The organism is Serratia sp. J2 (assembly GCF_046269175.1).
Classification (GTDB): Bacteria; Pseudomonadota; Gammaproteobacteria; order Enterobacterales; family Enterobacteriaceae; genus Chania; species Chania fonticola_C.
The window spans coordinates 1-13857 of record NZ_JBKABN010000011.1 but is presented as its reverse complement, the minus strand read 5'-3'; the positions used below and the strand labels follow the sequence as shown (position 1 = coordinate 13857).

Annotated in this window: 14 protein-coding genes; 6 read left to right on the top strand and 8 right to left on the bottom strand. The window is 56.1% G+C overall.

What is annotated here, in order from left to right; all coding sequences use genetic code 11:
- Positions 1–81: 81 nt before the first annotated feature.
- A complete protein-coding gene (gene tusA / locus ACKWMY_RS13065) occupies positions 82–333 on the top strand; it encodes a sulfurtransferase TusA (RefSeq protein WP_074030134.1) in 252 nt (83 codons plus the stop codon).
- Between the two features lie 15 nt (positions 334–348).
- Here tusA and ACKWMY_RS13060 read toward each other — a convergent pair whose 3' ends face one another.
- From ACKWMY_RS13060 to ACKWMY_RS13040, 5 genes are all read right to left on the bottom strand, one after another.
- Positions 349–1467, bottom strand: a complete 1119-nt coding sequence (locus ACKWMY_RS13060) for a DUF4056 domain-containing protein (protein WP_409486413.1) — start codon at positions 1465–1467, stop codon at positions 349–351.
- Entirely contained in the window at positions 1467–2603 is a 1137-nt protein-coding gene (locus ACKWMY_RS13055; protein ID WP_024529566.1) for a BamA/TamA family outer membrane protein, read from the bottom strand. Before ACKWMY_RS13055 ends, ACKWMY_RS13060 begins: the two co-directional genes overlap by 1 nt.
- Positions 2603–3520: a hypothetical protein gene (locus ACKWMY_RS13050; protein ID WP_308871993.1), complete on the bottom strand. Its 918-nt coding sequence runs from the start codon at positions 3518–3520 to the stop codon at positions 2603–2605. The genes ACKWMY_RS13055 and ACKWMY_RS13050 overlap by 1 nt, the downstream gene beginning before the upstream one ends.
- Before the next feature lie 320 nt (positions 3521–3840).
- Positions 3841–6177 (bottom strand): zinc/cadmium/mercury/lead-transporting ATPase, encoded by a 2337-nt coding sequence (locus ACKWMY_RS13045; protein WP_409486412.1) that lies wholly within the window; start codon positions 6175–6177, stop codon positions 3841–3843.
- A gap of 141 nt (positions 6178–6318) precedes the next feature.
- Positions 6319–6945, bottom strand: coding sequence for a lysoplasmalogenase (locus ACKWMY_RS13040; RefSeq protein WP_409486411.1), 627 nt, complete (start codon positions 6943–6945; stop codon positions 6319–6321).
- A gap of 164 nt (positions 6946–7109) precedes the next feature.
- Between ACKWMY_RS13040 and ACKWMY_RS13035 the strand changes: the two genes are divergently transcribed.
- Complete coding sequence (locus ACKWMY_RS13035) at positions 7110–7469, top strand: DUF2500 domain-containing protein (protein ID WP_021181509.1); 360 nt, start codon at positions 7110–7112, stop codon at positions 7467–7469.
- A 5-nt stretch (positions 7470–7474) separates the two neighbouring features.
- On the opposite strand, the gene ACKWMY_RS13030 is transcribed toward ACKWMY_RS13035, so the two are convergent.
- The 3 genes from ACKWMY_RS13030 to rsmD all read right to left on the bottom strand — a co-directional run bounded on the left by ACKWMY_RS13030 (position 7475) and on the right by rsmD (position 9033).
- Positions 7475–8080 carry a hypothetical protein gene (locus ACKWMY_RS13030; RefSeq protein ID WP_029711276.1) on the bottom strand — a complete coding sequence of 202 codons (606 nt, stop codon included), beginning with the start codon at positions 8078–8080 and terminating at the stop codon, positions 7475–7477.
- A 67-nt stretch (positions 8081–8147) separates the two neighbouring features.
- Positions 8148–8420 carry a DUF1145 family protein gene (locus ACKWMY_RS13025; protein ID WP_261161087.1) on the bottom strand — a complete coding sequence of 91 codons (273 nt, stop codon included), beginning with the start codon at positions 8418–8420 and terminating at the stop codon, positions 8148–8150.
- On the bottom strand, positions 8410–9033 hold the full coding sequence (gene rsmD / locus ACKWMY_RS13020) for a 16S rRNA (guanine(966)-N(2))-methyltransferase (protein WP_202671667.1): 624 nt from the start codon (positions 9031–9033) through the stop codon (positions 8410–8412). Before rsmD ends, ACKWMY_RS13025 begins: the two co-directional genes overlap by 11 nt.
- A 228-nt stretch (positions 9034–9261) precedes the next feature.
- On the opposite strand from rsmD, the gene ftsY reads away from it, so the two are divergent.
- The 4 genes from ftsY (at position 9262) to rpoH (ending at position 13614) form a co-directional block, all read left to right on the top strand.
- Positions 9262–10821, top strand: coding sequence for a signal recognition particle-docking protein FtsY (gene ftsY, locus ACKWMY_RS13015; protein ID WP_409486410.1), 1560 nt, complete (start codon positions 9262–9264; stop codon positions 10819–10821).
- Between the two features lie 5 nt (positions 10822–10826).
- Positions 10827–11498: a cell division ATP-binding protein FtsE gene (gene ftsE / locus ACKWMY_RS13010; RefSeq protein ID WP_024529572.1), complete on the top strand. Its 672-nt coding sequence runs from the start codon at positions 10827–10829 to the stop codon at positions 11496–11498.
- Entirely contained in the window at positions 11488–12441 is a 954-nt protein-coding gene (gene ftsX / locus ACKWMY_RS13005) for a permease-like cell division protein FtsX (protein WP_024484638.1), read from the top strand. Before ftsE ends, ftsX begins: the two co-directional genes overlap by 11 nt.
- A 315-nt stretch (positions 12442–12756) precedes the next feature.
- A complete protein-coding gene (gene rpoH / locus ACKWMY_RS13000) occupies positions 12757–13614 on the top strand; it encodes an RNA polymerase sigma factor RpoH (protein WP_021181503.1) in 858 nt (285 codons plus the stop codon).
- The last annotated feature ends 243 nt before the right edge of the window (positions 13615–13857 follow it).

The window sequence follows — 13857 nt, the reverse complement described above, 5'->3', positions numbered from 1 at the left end:
CGCAGAAAAACTACCGGCGTAAACTAGCGGGTAATCAGATCCGGCGAGGGTTCGCCGATCGTTTTAGATCGAGAGAGATGTATGACTGACATTTTTGCCCAGGCAGACCAGACGCTAGACGCATTGGGGCTGCGCTGTCCTGAACCGGTCATGATGGTGCGCAAAACCGTGCGCCATATGGATAACGGTAAAACCTTGCTGATCATTGCCGACGATCCGGCCACCACCCGTGACATCCCGGGTTTTTGCCGCTTTATGGAACATACGCTGGTGGCTCAGGAAACCGATCAGGCCCCGTATCGCTATCTGCTGCGCAAAGGACTCGAGAGTTAATCACTGAGCGGTTGCTTAACGTTTCTGCAGTATCTGCTGCGCGTCCTGTGCGCTCGCGTGTAAGGCCAACCCACTAAAATCCTCTGGGCGATAATAATGCGCCGGGACTGGCAAGTTGTGCATGGCATCCCCAGGCCAGAGCTGCAGTTCCGCCAGTTTGGCCAACGTTAATCCCTCAATCTGTAACGGTAACGTCAGGCGTTGCGGAGCGGCATACTCGAAGGGGGGCTGATTGGGCAGACGATTGCTGCTGGTGGTGTAATCCCGTTTTAAGACTAAAAATTTCTCCGGTACTCGGCGGTGGCTGTCCCACCAGTCGCCGTCAATGCCGTCAAACTGCCGCTGGGTTTCGGTAATCGAAACAGCGCCAAGCTGTTGCAATGCCTCGGGTAGCAGTGTCTCCATTGCGCTGTTGTAACTGGTAACGGATACCGCGCGCCCTTGCAAGATAGCGTCGATCGCCAACCTTGCCCCGAGCAGGTTGGAATACAAATCCTCTGGCGTAAATGCAGAAATCTCTTCAGGAAATCCGGGCACCGATTGGTAGCCGTACCACTGTGCCACCTCATGCCATGCCGCCATCTGGAAGGCGAGCTCCCCGGCCAGGTAAGCCGCTAACGTATAGCGTTGAGCAGCCTCTTGCGGTGGGGTGAAGGCGTTCAGCTGTATACGACGCTTTGCTAATTCCGGGCCAAGATCGAGTGTCCATTGCTGGCCCAGCTTAGGCAACAGTTGGCTGAACAGGAACAGGGTGTTGTCGGCGGTATCACGAACGTGAGCGATGTCGATAAATCCCCCACGATAGGTGTAGACCAATCCCAATTGCTCACTGCCCAACCCCATCAAGTTGCGGACGGCATTGAAAGCGCTGTCATTATAGTGATGTGCGCCAAGCCGATCGGCGTCTACGACGTTACCCAATTGATAAAACGGCACCGGGATGCCTAACGCCTGTACTTTGAGGTTATAGCCAAAGGCACAGCAAGGGCGCAAGCCATTCGGTGGCGAGAGTGGCTCAGTCACCGGCCAGGCAAGAGGGCTCTCACGGGTAGGTTGCGAGGTGATCAGCGTTTCCAGGGCCTTGGCGGGCAGTAAGGGGCTAAGCAGCAAAAATATCAGCGCAACAAAACGCATTAAAAAGCTTCTCCTACCTGAAAATAAAACCCGCTGCTTTCACGCCCGACCCCAAAATCGAGCCGTACGTTCATCCGCGGTTTGAATTCAAAACGGTAGCCAACCCCCACCGTCGGCAACCAAGGCCCTTGGCCCAGATCGCCGGTTTTGTGACTTAGGGTTCCGGCTCCTGCCCAAAGAACGTAACCGTGCCGCCAGTTCAATTTGCGGCGATATTCAACCTGGCCGCTGAACGTATTCCTGTCGCGATAACGTCCTTGGTAATAGCCCCGCATCCGTTTGTCGTCCCCCAGTTCGGACAGCCTGTCCCAAGGGACATCGCCAGTGGTCAGACGGCTGTAGACATCGAGTGCCAATACGCTCTTCTCACTCAGACTGTAATAGGCGTTGTATTGGCCTTCAAGGGTATTGAAGCGGCTATCGCCGCCCAATTCTGGCGCGAAATAGGTGTCGCTCAGGCTGAGAAACTGGCCACGGCTGGCATTAGAAACGAAATCGCGCGTATCGTAGCTTAACGAGCCACTGATCCCTGAACTGATCGATGAGGTGCCAGCTGCTTGAGCTTTGAACAGGCTGCTATCTCCCCTATCGGGATCGCTGGCGTGCGTCGAAGAAAAATCCCAGCCAACTCCCGCGTAGGTGGCATTGGCAATACGATACAGCAGCTGTGGCGCTATCTGGAACGATTGCTGGGTGTATTTTTCCTTGTTGCCGTCGTGACGCCCGGCTTGATAACCGGTGCCCCAGAAATAGGTGGGCATATTATTCAAGGAGCCGCTGGCAAAGAAGCGCCATTGGTCGTTAGCGAAAAAGCTGTAGTTTTCAAAGCCAACGCCGAAGGCACCGGTACTGCTGAAAAAGCCCTTCAACGCCAGCGTTGAATTTTGGCTGACGCTATCAAGGCTGTCTGGACGGTACATGCCCACGACAGCGGTGCCGATGCCAAGACCGAGTTCTGGGGTATAAAACGGGCCGGGCAACACACCCCAATCGATGGTTTTACTGCTGTCGAAATGATTATCTGAACCCAGAGGGGCTAGCATTTCATCAACTTGTTGACGCGACAGCAAAGCCGCATGGGCACAGGGCATCAGAACGAGCAGGGTCAGCGCCAGACTGCGGAGCGGCATCGCCATCAGAAGCGATATTCACCCGAGACCATAAAGCTGTTGCGTTGGCTAAAGCCAAATTCGGTCAACAGGTTGAAATGCTGCGTAACCTCATATTGTGCGCCAAGCAGCATATTCCAAGGTGATTGTAGATGCTGCTTCACGTCGAAACGGCCTTCTCCTTTCTGGTTGGCGATGGCGATCAGGGGCTGAAGCGCTGCGGGCATCTGCAAATCAGACAGGCTGCCTCTGAACTCCTGCTGCACATCCTGGTACATGCTGCCGACCCACAGGTTCAGATTGCTTTGCCCTTGGATACCGGGTACCTGGAAGCGGTAGCCGACACGGGGTGTCACCGTCAGCGCGGAAATTTGGCCGTCAAGGATATTGAAGCTGGTGCGGGTATAGTTGGTATCGAGCGTGGTGAACCAGTTCTCATAACCCCCGGCTAGCGTGACGCCTGCGCCGTAAGTCGTGCCTTTAAAATCGAGCTTGAAGTCGAGATCGCGCAGTTGCCCGCTTTGGTTCAGACTGTGCACGGCAGACGCGATGATACGATCCAATCCTTTGTATTTACTGGGATCGGCGTCCACAGAGACCTGAGACAACGAGCTGCCTTTGGTATGGCCAACAATGCCGTAAACGTTGAGGAATGGGAGCAGCCAGGTGTCCAGACGCATGGTTTCCGTTTTGCTCTGTTCGCGGGTTTTGCCAACGCCGATGTTGAACAAATCCGACGGAATGGCGAGCGATCCCAGGCCTAGTCCGGAAAAATTGATACTGTCGACATTGATATTCTGCCGCATGTTCATGTAGTTGACGCCAATACCGAATGGCTCTGGCAGCTCATAGCCGCGGGCTCGAGCCTCATCCCCCCAAATCGGCAACATACGATGTTCTGGCTGTGGCGCGGTCATTGGTGCGTTGTGTTGGGCGGTTGGCATCGCCGCACCTTGGGTGAATGGTGGACGTTTTGCTTCATCAATGAGCTGTGCGGTAGAAGTGGCATCAGGCTGTTGCGCCAGAGCGAGGGAAGGAATGCAGGTAATAACGATCAGATTCAGGATTTTATAATGTTGTGGTTTCATTCATTCGACCATTACCCTGATAAATTCATAGAATTTATAGGTATGTAGTGTAAAGGTGCTTGGAGGGTATAATAAAATCCTGTGGTTTGTAGGGGCATTAAGTGCGTCTTGGCCGTGCTATTTTTCAGGTAAGAGCGTCAGGGCACAGTGGATTGCGCCCTGACGATAGAATGGACTTACGGGCGTTTTTTCAGCAGCCGTAAGGCGTTGGCGGTCACCAGCGCGGTTGCCCCAGAGTCTGCCAATACGGCCAGCCACAGGCCGGTCATTCCCAGCAGGGTGGTGACCAGGAAAATCGCTTTCAGCCCGAGCGCAATGGTAATGTTCTGGCGAATATTGGCGTGCGTAGCGCGGGAGATGCGGATCATCTCGGCAACGCCGGTCAACCGGTTGTGCGTCAGTGCTGCATCCGCCGTTTCCAAAGCCACGTCGGTGCCGCTCCCCATCGCAATGCCAATGTTGGCGGCCTTCATCGCCGGGGCATCGTTGATACCATCGCCGATCATGGCGGTAGGTTGCAACTTGCTCAGCTCGGTTACTGCGTTCACTTTGTCTTCCGGCATTAACCCGGCGCGGTAATCGATCCCCAATTCATTGGCAATAGCGGCCGCAGCGCGCGGGTTGTCGCCGGTGAGCATCACGCCACGCACGCCTAACTGCGCCAACTCGGCAATCGCCTGTTTAGCGTCGCTACGCAAGGTGTCACGCAACGCCAGCAAACCGATAGGCTGCCCGTCCTCTAACACCACCACTGCGGTTTTACCCGCCGTTTCCAGCTTCTCTACCTGGCTGCGCCATTCGCTGGTCAACTGGCTTTCCGTCAACTTGCCCGGTGCGCTGATCAGGATAGTTTTACCGTCAACCTCCCCCTCAACCCCAATACCCGCCAGCGCACGGCGGTTCTCGGCCAGTGGTAACACATCCCCGTTTTGCGCAGCACGGTTGACGATAGCTTGCGCCAAGGGGTGGTGTGAACCCGCCTCGACAGCCGCTGCGATGGCCAGCAGTTGCTGCTCGCTGAGGCCGTCTGCCGGCAGCACGTCGGTCACCGTCGGTTTGCCTTCGGTCAGCGTACCGGTTTTGTCGAACGCGATGGTTTGCACTTGGCCCAACTGTTCTAATGCCGCACCGCCTTTTATCAGCGCGCCCCGGCGTGTAGCCGCCGCAAGGCCAGAAGTGATGGCCGCTGGCGTGGAGATGACCAAGGCGCACGGACAACCGATCAGCAGCAAGGTCAGACCCCGGTAGATCCACATCTCCCAAGGTTCGGCAAACAGCAGCGGTGGCACCAGGATCACCGCCACGGCCAGCAGCATGATCGCCGGAGTGTAGTAACGGCTGAAGCGATCGAGGAAGCGCTCAATTGGTGCGCGGCGCTCTTCGGCCTCTTCAATCAGTTGCAGGATACGGTCGATGGCATTTTTGCCCGGCTCGGAAGTGACTTTCATCTGCGCGGCCTGATCGACGGACAGGCTGCCAGCGGCCACTTTCTGACCCTGTTGGCGTTCTACCGGCACGGATTCACCGGTTAAAGCGCTTTCGTCAAAGCTGGCGAATGGGTTTAGCAACTCGGCATCGGCAGGCAAGCGGCCACCGGGCGCGATCTCTATCACGTCACCAGGGCGCAGGCTGGCCACCGGTACGCGTTTACGTACGCTGCCCTGAATAAGCAGAGCATCTTCCGGCACTAATTCCATCAATGCTTTCACGCCACGGCGTGCACGATTGGCCGCGTAGGATTCCAGCAGTTCCCCCACCATAAACAGCAACAGCACCATGGCCGCTTCGGCGGTGGCACCGATAAACAACGCACCGATGGCGGCAACGCTCATCAGGGTTTCTATGGCAAACGGTGTGCCTGAACGGATCAGGCGCAGGGCTTTGCTGGCAATCGGCACCAGGCCGACCAAGGTGGTAGCGATAAAGGCAATTTCACCCAGACGTGGGTTGAAGAAGTCCAGAACCCAACTGAGCACCATCAGCGCGGAGAGCAGCAGCAGGGGGCCGTACTCACCAAACCGGGAGGCTTTCGGTTCATCACCTATTGCCGCCGGGGTAGTCCCCAGCAGGGTAAAACCAGCCTGTTTTACCGCGTCCTGGATCCGCACGCTGACGTCGGATTGGGCATCCACCACCAGTTTTTCCGTGGCAAACAGCACGCGAGCGCTGTCGACGCCGGGGATCGACGTTACGGCATTTTCGATTTTCTTGGCACAGCTCGGGCAATCCATGCCGGTGACTTTCCAACTGAAACGCTGGCTGCCGGAAGGGGGAACGGCAGCCAGTCTGTCGCTTTCCTCATCCGGGTCGTCGGGGCCATCGCTACTGCAACAGCTGGCGCCGTGCTCATGGGCCGCTTGATGGTCATGTGCAGCAGTTGCTCCCACCGGAGTTTTTTCAGTGCTACAGCCATGTTGGGTTTTGGCATGGTCATGACTACAACCGCAGCCATGATCGTGGGTATGTTCGTGATGCTGATGTTCTGGGTGATTGTGTGATTTATGAGTCTGCATAGCGCCCCCTTCAGGCAATCCAATATCATCTCAACAAGCACTCTACACCTTGGAGCTGACTCCAGAGTCAAGCGCGATATGAGAATTATTGTTAATTGCAGGGGCGCTACGGATCCGGTTGCCCGAACCCGTAGCCTGCCATTACAGATACAGCGAGCGGACGATGAGGAAATGCCCGGAGAAGTAGCAGAAGGCGACCACGGCATCTGCCGCGCGGAAGGTAAAGCGGTAGCGGTTCAGCAGCCAGACGATATTCGCCAACAGCAGTAGCGAGGTACCCGCCAGCAATGAGAAGCCAAAGTCGGTACTGCGCAGGAAATATTGTTCCCCCGCCAGCCACACCATCAGCAGCGTCATGGCAACCAACGTGGCGATTGGCCAGCGCATTTCTTCCAACCGGCTCCAGATGATGGCCAGCAGCAGCGCACCAATCACCAGCAGCACCAGCGGCAAGGGCCAGAACAGGCTGAAGGTCATCTGGCTGGCAAAGCTCAGGGTATACAGCAGGTGTGAGAGGAAGAAAGCGCCGATAGCGTACAGCACCCGCTCACGCGGCAACAGCAGCAAGGCATCACCCGCCAGCGTCGCCAATAGGCCCAGAACGATCAGGTAACCCGCGGGGCCTAATACCGGAGCCTGCCAGGCCAATAACAGCAACAGTAACAAGGTGACTGGTTTAAACACCCAGCGCTGCCAGCGCGGGCCGCGATAGGAGGCATCAATGAACAACCAACCGGAAAAAAATACGGCAAGGAACGGCCAACTCATATGTCTTCCTTATTTATGATGGGAGCCAGGATAACCAACTCCAGGTTGTTACTTTCCCAGTGTAAGCAGCGCGCGTGGGTTCGACAATGCTTTCTTGTGAATGCTATGTTTACGCGGTTTTAGGCATGAATGAAATTCGCCGGATAAAAAGAGGAAAACCGTCAATGAGTAAGCCACCGTTGTTCTTTGTTGCCGTGATCGCGCTGATTGCGGTGCTGGCGACCCGCCAATACCTCAACAAACGCCGCCAGGATGCGGATAACGACCGCCAGCCGGTGCGTACATTGCAGGTGGAAGTCAGCGCCAAGCGGGAGTTCCCCTCGCCGAATCGTCGCTCGCGGCAGCGGGAAAACATCGTGGTGGAAGATATGCGTTACGAAGTGTACTTCCGTCCGTTGACGGGCGGCAGCGAGATCAAAATACCGTTGCCGCAGCAGCAATATAATCAGATAGATAAAGGCGCTCAGGGTACGCTGAGCCTACAGGGCACCCGTTTTATCTCCTTCACGGCGCAGAAATCGTAGGGGCGTTAATTGCTGGTTGCTGACAGCTTGCGTTGCACTGAGAGCAGGGTACGGCGTCTTATCCAGCCGCTAGCGGGCCGAATAAGCGCCCAGTAGCAGGCAAATAGCGCTTTGACCCGTGGCGTAGGGCACCAGACGAAGGTTTCTGTTCGCAGCCGGGTATGTCCAGCGTTGTCTTGTATGACCATAAAACGCAGTACCAGCTTGGCGGCCGCGGGATCGGTAAAATGGTGAAACTCGTCGGCACTTTCCAGCTTGTGCACGCCCAATTCCGGCCGCCAGAATCGACCAGCCAATCCAAAAGAAACTTCATGGCTATTTTGCTGCAGCAGGGTAAAGGTGTCGAAACCAAAGGCTGCCGGGGGAGTTTGCCTGGTGCCGAAGAAGCGTTGGCGTAACCTGCCGGGCAATTGACGCAGCATCAGCAAACGTCGGATGAAGGGATCTTCCTCCATATCCAGAGCGAGCACCGCCTGGATAATGGCTTCAGGCGAGGCATCAATGGGATGAGACTGATGTTTCTCATAAAAGCTGAAGGCGGGAAGATAAGCGGGCGCGCCTTGCCAGCGCCGACACTCCTGTTCATTAACGAATCCCAATAATGCCATCATCCGTTCCTTACGTTTAAAGGATTTCCCGGCTAGCAACGGGACGCGGTAGGCTGCGCCCGCTAAAAGGTTATTTTTTCTTCAGTGGCGGCTGCTTTTTCTGCCAGTCCAACAGCTCAAACACGCCAAAAATAAAGATCTTGGTTTCCAGCCAGCGGTTGATGGGCTGATCTTTCGGCTGGGTGGATTTCAGTAGCACCAGCTGTAGCCCGTGCATCACCACCATAAAGAACAAGGCTACGTTGATGAAGTAGGTCAGTGGTTTGGGGTACGGGTGGAACAGGTTGGTGAGCAGAAAGCCCCACACGCACAGCATCAGCAGACGGCCCAGATTAATCAGCATGTTCGGTTTTCTCTTCAAGGGTACGGAGGTAAAGTCGGTAGGCTACCTGGCCGGCAACCTTCTCGCGGTGCAGCGTCCAGGTCGCAGGAACATCGGTGGCGGCGCTTTCGGCTTCGGCCTCAACGTAAATCCAGGCCTCGTTCGCTAACCAGCCCTGTTTCTCCAACAGCGCGACAGTTTCGGCCAGCAGCCCTTTGCGGAATGGGGGATCGAGAAACACCACGTCAAAAGGTTGCCCGTTGCCTGCCAACCAGGTTAAGGCATTGGTATTAACGACGTTGCCATTGCCTTGCAACAGCGCCAGGTTTTTCCCCAACTGTTGGGCTACTGGCCGCTCGTATTCCAGCAGCGTGGCGCTTTCGGCATAGCGCGACAAGGCTTCCAATCCCAACGCACCGCTACCCGCGAAGCAGTCCAGACAGCGAGCCCCACGGATCACCGGGGCTAACCAGTTGAACAAGGTTTCGCGTACGCGGTCGGTGGTTGGCCGCAGCCCTTCGCTGTTGGGCACCGGCAGTTTGCGCCCGCGCCATTGGCCGCCAATGATGCGGATTTGGCCAGCGGAGGCCGTCTGCGATTTTTTGAGCGCGCCGCGCGGTGGTTGTTTTGCCATAAAGAGTCTTAATCAGTTGCGGGGTTAACGAAAAGTTACCGCTATTCTATACCCAATCGTTAATAAGTTGCAGCCCGGAGGCGATGGGGCGCAGTACAGGCAGAGGGGGCAGTAAAACTACCTCTATGAAAGCATTGCCGATGCGTGTTGCTGTGCCAGGGAAAGTGATAGACTCGGCGAATTAATTTTTCGCATTTGCAAGCCATTGGTACGGAGTAGGGTCAGAACATGGCAAAAGATAAAAAACGTGGGTTTTTCTCCTGGCTGGGCTTCGGCCAGAAGGAAGAAGAGCAGCAACAACCTGAATCTGCCGCAGAACAGGCGGAACAGCAGGCCGCAGAAACCCCGGCTGCCCCCAAACTGGACGATAAGCTTCCTGCCCAGGAATCTGCTCCAGCCGCCACCAAAGATACCCCAGGGGAGTGGGATAGCAGCCTGAGCGGCGAGCCTATCACCGAAAATATCCTGCCGCTGGACGAGCACCACGCTGAGCCGGTGGCGATCGAAGAAGTTACCGTAGCGCAACAGCCTGAGCTGCAAGCAGAAGAACCAGAGGTGATTGAAGCGGTAATCGAAGCGCCTGCTGAAGTTATCAAGCCTGAACCAGAGGTGATTGAAGCGGTAATCGAAGCGCCTGCTGAAGTTATCGAGCCTGAATCAGAGGTGATTGAAGCGGTAATCGAAGCGCCTGCTGAAGTTATCGAGCCTGAGCCAGAGGTGGTTGAAGCGGTAATCGAAGAGCCTGCTGAAATTATCGAACCTGAGCCAGAGCTGATTGAAGAGGTTATCGAGCCAGAACGGGAAGCGGAACCTGAACAGTCTGAACTGCTGGCTCCGGCGGTAACGCAAGAGCAAGAACGCCCAAGCAAAGAAGGCTTCTTCGCACGCCTTAAACGCAGCCTGCTGAAAACCAAGCAGAACCTGGGTTCCGGTTTTATCGGCCTGTTCCGCGGCAAGAAGATCGACGACGATCTGTTCGAAGAGCTGGAAGAACAACTGTTAATCGCCGACGTTGGCGTAGAAACCACTCGTAAAATCATTGAGTCTCTGACTCTGCACGCCAGCCGTAAGCAGCTGAAAGACGCCGAATCGCTGTATGGCAAACTGAAAGAAGAGATGGCGGAAATTCTCGCCAAGGTGGATCAGCCACTGGATGTCGGTGGCAAAACGCCATTCGTGATCCTGATGGTTGGCGTCAACGGCGTGGGTAAAACCACCACCATCGGCAAGCTGGCGCGTCAGTTCCAGGCAGAAGGTAAATCGGTGATGCTGGCCGCAGGCGACACCTTCCGCGCCGCTGCGGTTGAGCAGTTACAGGTTTGGGGTGAGCGTAATCGCATTCCGGTCATCGCTCAGCAAACCGGTGCAGACTCTGCTTCGGTGATCTTCGACGCGGTGCAGGCGGCAAAAGCCCGCAATATCGATGTGCTGATTGCCGACACCGCCGGTCGCCTGCAGAACAAGGCTCACCTGATGGAAGAGCTGAAGAAGATCGTGCGGGTGATGAAAAAACTGGACGAGCAGGCCCCCCATGAGGTTATGCTGACTCTGGATGCCAGCACCGGACAAAATGCGGTTAACCAGGCGAAATTATTTAATGAAGCCGTGGGCCTGACCGGCATAACGCTGACTAAACTGGACGGTACCGCCAAAGGCGGGGTGATCTTCTCCATCGCCGATCAGTTTACTATCCCGATCCGTTACATCGGCGTTGGTGAAGGCATCGAAGATTTGCGGCCGTTTAAGGCTGATGATTTTATTGAGGCACTTTTTGCCCGAGAGGATTGATACGGATGATTCGCTTTGAACAGGTCAGTAAAGCTTATCTGGGCGGACGGCAAGCCCTGCAGGGGGTAGATTTTCATCTACGTCCGGCGGAGATGGCGTTTCTGACCGGCCATTCCGGCGCAGGGAAAAGTACCCTGCTGAAACTGATTTGTGGGATTGAGCGGCCAAGCGCCGGTCATATCTGGTTTAGCGGCCATGACATCAGCCGGTTGAAAAACCGCGAGGTGCCTTTCCTGCGCCGCCAGATCGGCATGATTTTCCAGGATCACCATCTGCTGCTGGATCGTACGGTGTATGACAACGTGGCAATGCCGCTGGTTATCGCCGGAGCCAGTACCGAAGATATCCGTCGCCGCGTTTCGGCTGCGCTGGACAAGGTCGGGCTGCTGGATAAAGCGAAGAACTTCCCCATTCAGCTTTCCGGTGGTGAGCAGCAACGCGTTGGCATTGCCCGCGCGGTGGTGAACAAGCCAGCGGTACTGTTGGCGGACGAACCGACCGGTAACCTGGACGACGCCCTGTCGGAAGGGATCCTGCGCCTGTTTGAAGAATTTAACCGGGTTGGGGTGACGGTGCTGATGGCAACCCACGACACCGGGCTGATCGCCCGTCGCAATTACCGCATCCTGACGCTGAGTCAGGGCCGTATGTTAGGGGGCGCACACCATGGCGAATAATGCAAAAACCGCCAAGAGCAAGGCACTGCGCGGTGGCTGGCGTGAACAGTGGCGCTATGCCTGGATGAACGCCATTGCCGATATGCTGCGCCAACCGCTGGCAACGCTGCTGACCGTGATGGTCATCGCTATCTCCCTGACGCTGCCGAGCGTTTGCTACATCGTCTGGAAGAACGTCAGTACCGCGGCAACACAGTGGTACCCAACGCCACAGCTGACGGTGTATCTGGATAAATCCCTCGACGATGACGCAGCGGTCAAAGTGCTGGATGCCATCAAGGCCGAGGCCGGGGTGGAGAAGGTGAACTACCTGTCGCGTGAAGAGGCGCGGGGCGAGTTCCGCAACTGGTCTGGTTTTGGTGGCGCACTGGATATGCTGGAAGAAAACCCGCTGCCAGCCGTGGCGATCGTCACGCCGCAGATGAGTTTCCAGAGTTCCGATACGCTTACCACCCTGCGCGATCGCGTGGCGGCGGTGCAGGGCGTGGATGAAGTCAGGATGGACGACAGCTGGTTTGCCCGCCTGGCGGCGCTGACCGGGTTGGTGGGCCAGGTGGCCTTGATGATCGGCATACTGATGGTGGTGGCGGTGTTCCTGGTAATTGGTAACAGCGTGCGTCTGAGCATCTTCAGCCGTCGCGATACCATCAACGTGATGAAGCTGATCGGTGCTACCGACGGCTTTATCCTGCGGCCGTTCCTTAATGGTGGTGCAATGCTCGGCTTCTTCGGCGCGCTGTTGTCGCTGGTTCTGTCTGGCGCGCTGGTGTGGAAGCTGGAGTCGGTAGTGACCAACGTGGCGAAGGTATTTGGCACCACCTTTACCCTGCATGGCCTGGGTTGGGATGAGGCGCTGTTGCTGCTGCTGATCTCGGCGATGATTGGCTGGATTGCCGCCTGGTTGGCCACCGTGCAACATTTACGCCGATTTACACCACAATAGTGAATTTTTGGTATACTCTTCTCCTGCTGCGGCCCGGTTGCCGTGCTGCGGGAGAAGAGCTGCCAGACCTCAATATCTCCGATCTCTTCTCAAACGCACAAATTCCCAATCAACCTGAGCTTGCATGACGTATTGTCGTGTGCACTGTGTGTGAAAAACGGTGAACTTTTGGGGTTGAGCACGGTCCAAATCTGCAGCAAATGTTTAGGTGCCCGGCGTGTGGAACCGCTTTTGCAACAGCAACTGCCGTAAGATCACTAACTCCCCCGCCGTGAAATCACCTGCATGACCAGTTTTATCAAGAGAGGGTTTTGAATGACCAAAGAAATGCGCACTTTAGCCTTAGTCCCACAGGGCAGCTTGGAAGCCTACCTGCGGGCAGCCAACACCTATCCGATGCTGACGGCAGAGGAAGAGCGGGAACTGGCTGAACGGCTGCATTATCAGGGCGATCTGGAAGCAGCTAAGCAGCTCATCCTGTCTCACCTGCGCTTTGTCGCTCATATTGCCCGTAACTATTCAGGGTACGGTTTGCCGGTGGCAGATCTTATCCAGGAAGGTAATATCGGCCTGATGAAGGCCGTGCGTCGCTTCAACCCAGAGGTTGGCGTACGTCTGGTGTCCTTTGCGGTGCATTGGATCAAGGCAGAAATTCACGAGTACGTGCTGCGCAACTGGCGTATCGTCAAAGTGGCGACCACCAAGGCACAGCGTAAGCTGTTCTTCAACCTGCGTAAAACCAAGCAGCGTCTGGGCTGGTTCAACCAGGATGAAGTGGAGCTGGTCGCGCGCGAGCTGGGTGTCACCAGCAAAGACGTGCGTGAGATGGAGTCGCGCATGGCGGCACAGGACATGACCTTTGACCCAACGCCGGAAGACGAAGGGCGTGACGGTCATGCCATGGCCCCAATGCTCTATCTGCAAGATAAAAGCTCGGACTTTGCCGAAGGGATCGAAGAAGATAACTGGGAAAGCAACGCCGCAGACAAACTGGCCTATGCGCTGGAAGGTCTGGACGAGCGTAGCCAGCATATCATCCGCGCCCGCTGGTTGGACGACGACAACAAGTCCACCCTGCAAGAGCTGGCCGATCAGTACGGCGTCTCTGCTGAGCGTGTGCGTCAGCTTGAAAAGAACGCCATGAAGAAACTGAAGATGGCGATCGAAGCCTGATACTGATATAGCGCTTAACGCTCGAAAAGCCCGGCTTGCCGGGCTTTTCTGTTTTTATCACACGGCTTACTTACCTGCTCGCTACATAGTTCGGTGGGCTGCATGCTGCGCCCGCTTAGCATTATTACCCTTCACCCTAGCCCTCTCCCTCTGTATGCCTGAGGGCGTTATAAACACTTGTTTGGGGGAGAGGGATCTAGCCCGAAGCCGCAGTTGGATGCAGGGGATAACTTAGGACGCGGA

Bases quoted from the DNA above. Each gene is read 5' to 3' on its own strand.
- tusA (WP_074030134.1), top strand. From the start codon at position 82: ATGACTGACATTTTTGCCCAGGCAGACCAGACGCTAGACGCATTGGGG.
- ACKWMY_RS13060 (WP_409486413.1), bottom strand. From the start codon at position 1,467: ATGCGTTTTGTTGCGCTGATATTTTTGCTGCTTAGCCCCTTACTGCCC.
- ACKWMY_RS13055 (WP_024529566.1), bottom strand. From the start codon at position 2,603: ATGGCGATGCCGCTCCGCAGTCTGGCGCTGACCCTGCTCGTTCTGATG.
- ACKWMY_RS13050 (WP_308871993.1), bottom strand. From the start codon at position 3,520: ATGCCAACCGCCCAACACAACGCACCAATGACCGCGCCACAGCCAGAA.
- ACKWMY_RS13045 (WP_409486412.1), bottom strand. From the start codon at position 6,177: ATGCAGACTCATAAATCACACAATCACCCAGAACATCAGCATCACGAA.
- ACKWMY_RS13040 (WP_409486411.1), bottom strand. From the start codon at position 6,945: ATGAGTTGGCCGTTCCTTGCCGTATTTTTTTCCGGTTGGTTGTTCATT.
- ACKWMY_RS13035 (WP_021181509.1), top strand. From the start codon at position 7,110: ATGAGTAAGCCACCGTTGTTCTTTGTTGCCGTGATCGCGCTGATTGCG.
- ACKWMY_RS13030 (WP_029711276.1), bottom strand. From the start codon at position 8,080: ATGATGGCATTATTGGGATTCGTTAATGAACAGGAGTGTCGGCGCTGG.
- ACKWMY_RS13025 (WP_261161087.1), bottom strand. From the start codon at position 8,420: ATGCTGATTAATCTGGGCCGTCTGCTGATGCTGTGCGTGTGGGGCTTT.
- rsmD (WP_202671667.1), bottom strand. From the start codon at position 9,033: ATGGCAAAACAACCACCGCGCGGCGCGCTCAAAAAATCGCAGACGGCC.
- ftsY (WP_409486410.1), top strand. From the start codon at position 9,262: ATGGCAAAAGATAAAAAACGTGGGTTTTTCTCCTGGCTGGGCTTCGGC.
- ftsE (WP_024529572.1), top strand. From the start codon at position 10,827: ATGATTCGCTTTGAACAGGTCAGTAAAGCTTATCTGGGCGGACGGCAA.
- ftsX (WP_024484638.1), top strand. From the start codon at position 11,488: ATGGCGAATAATGCAAAAACCGCCAAGAGCAAGGCACTGCGCGGTGGC.
- rpoH (WP_021181503.1), top strand. From the start codon at position 12,757: ATGACCAAAGAAATGCGCACTTTAGCCTTAGTCCCACAGGGCAGCTTG.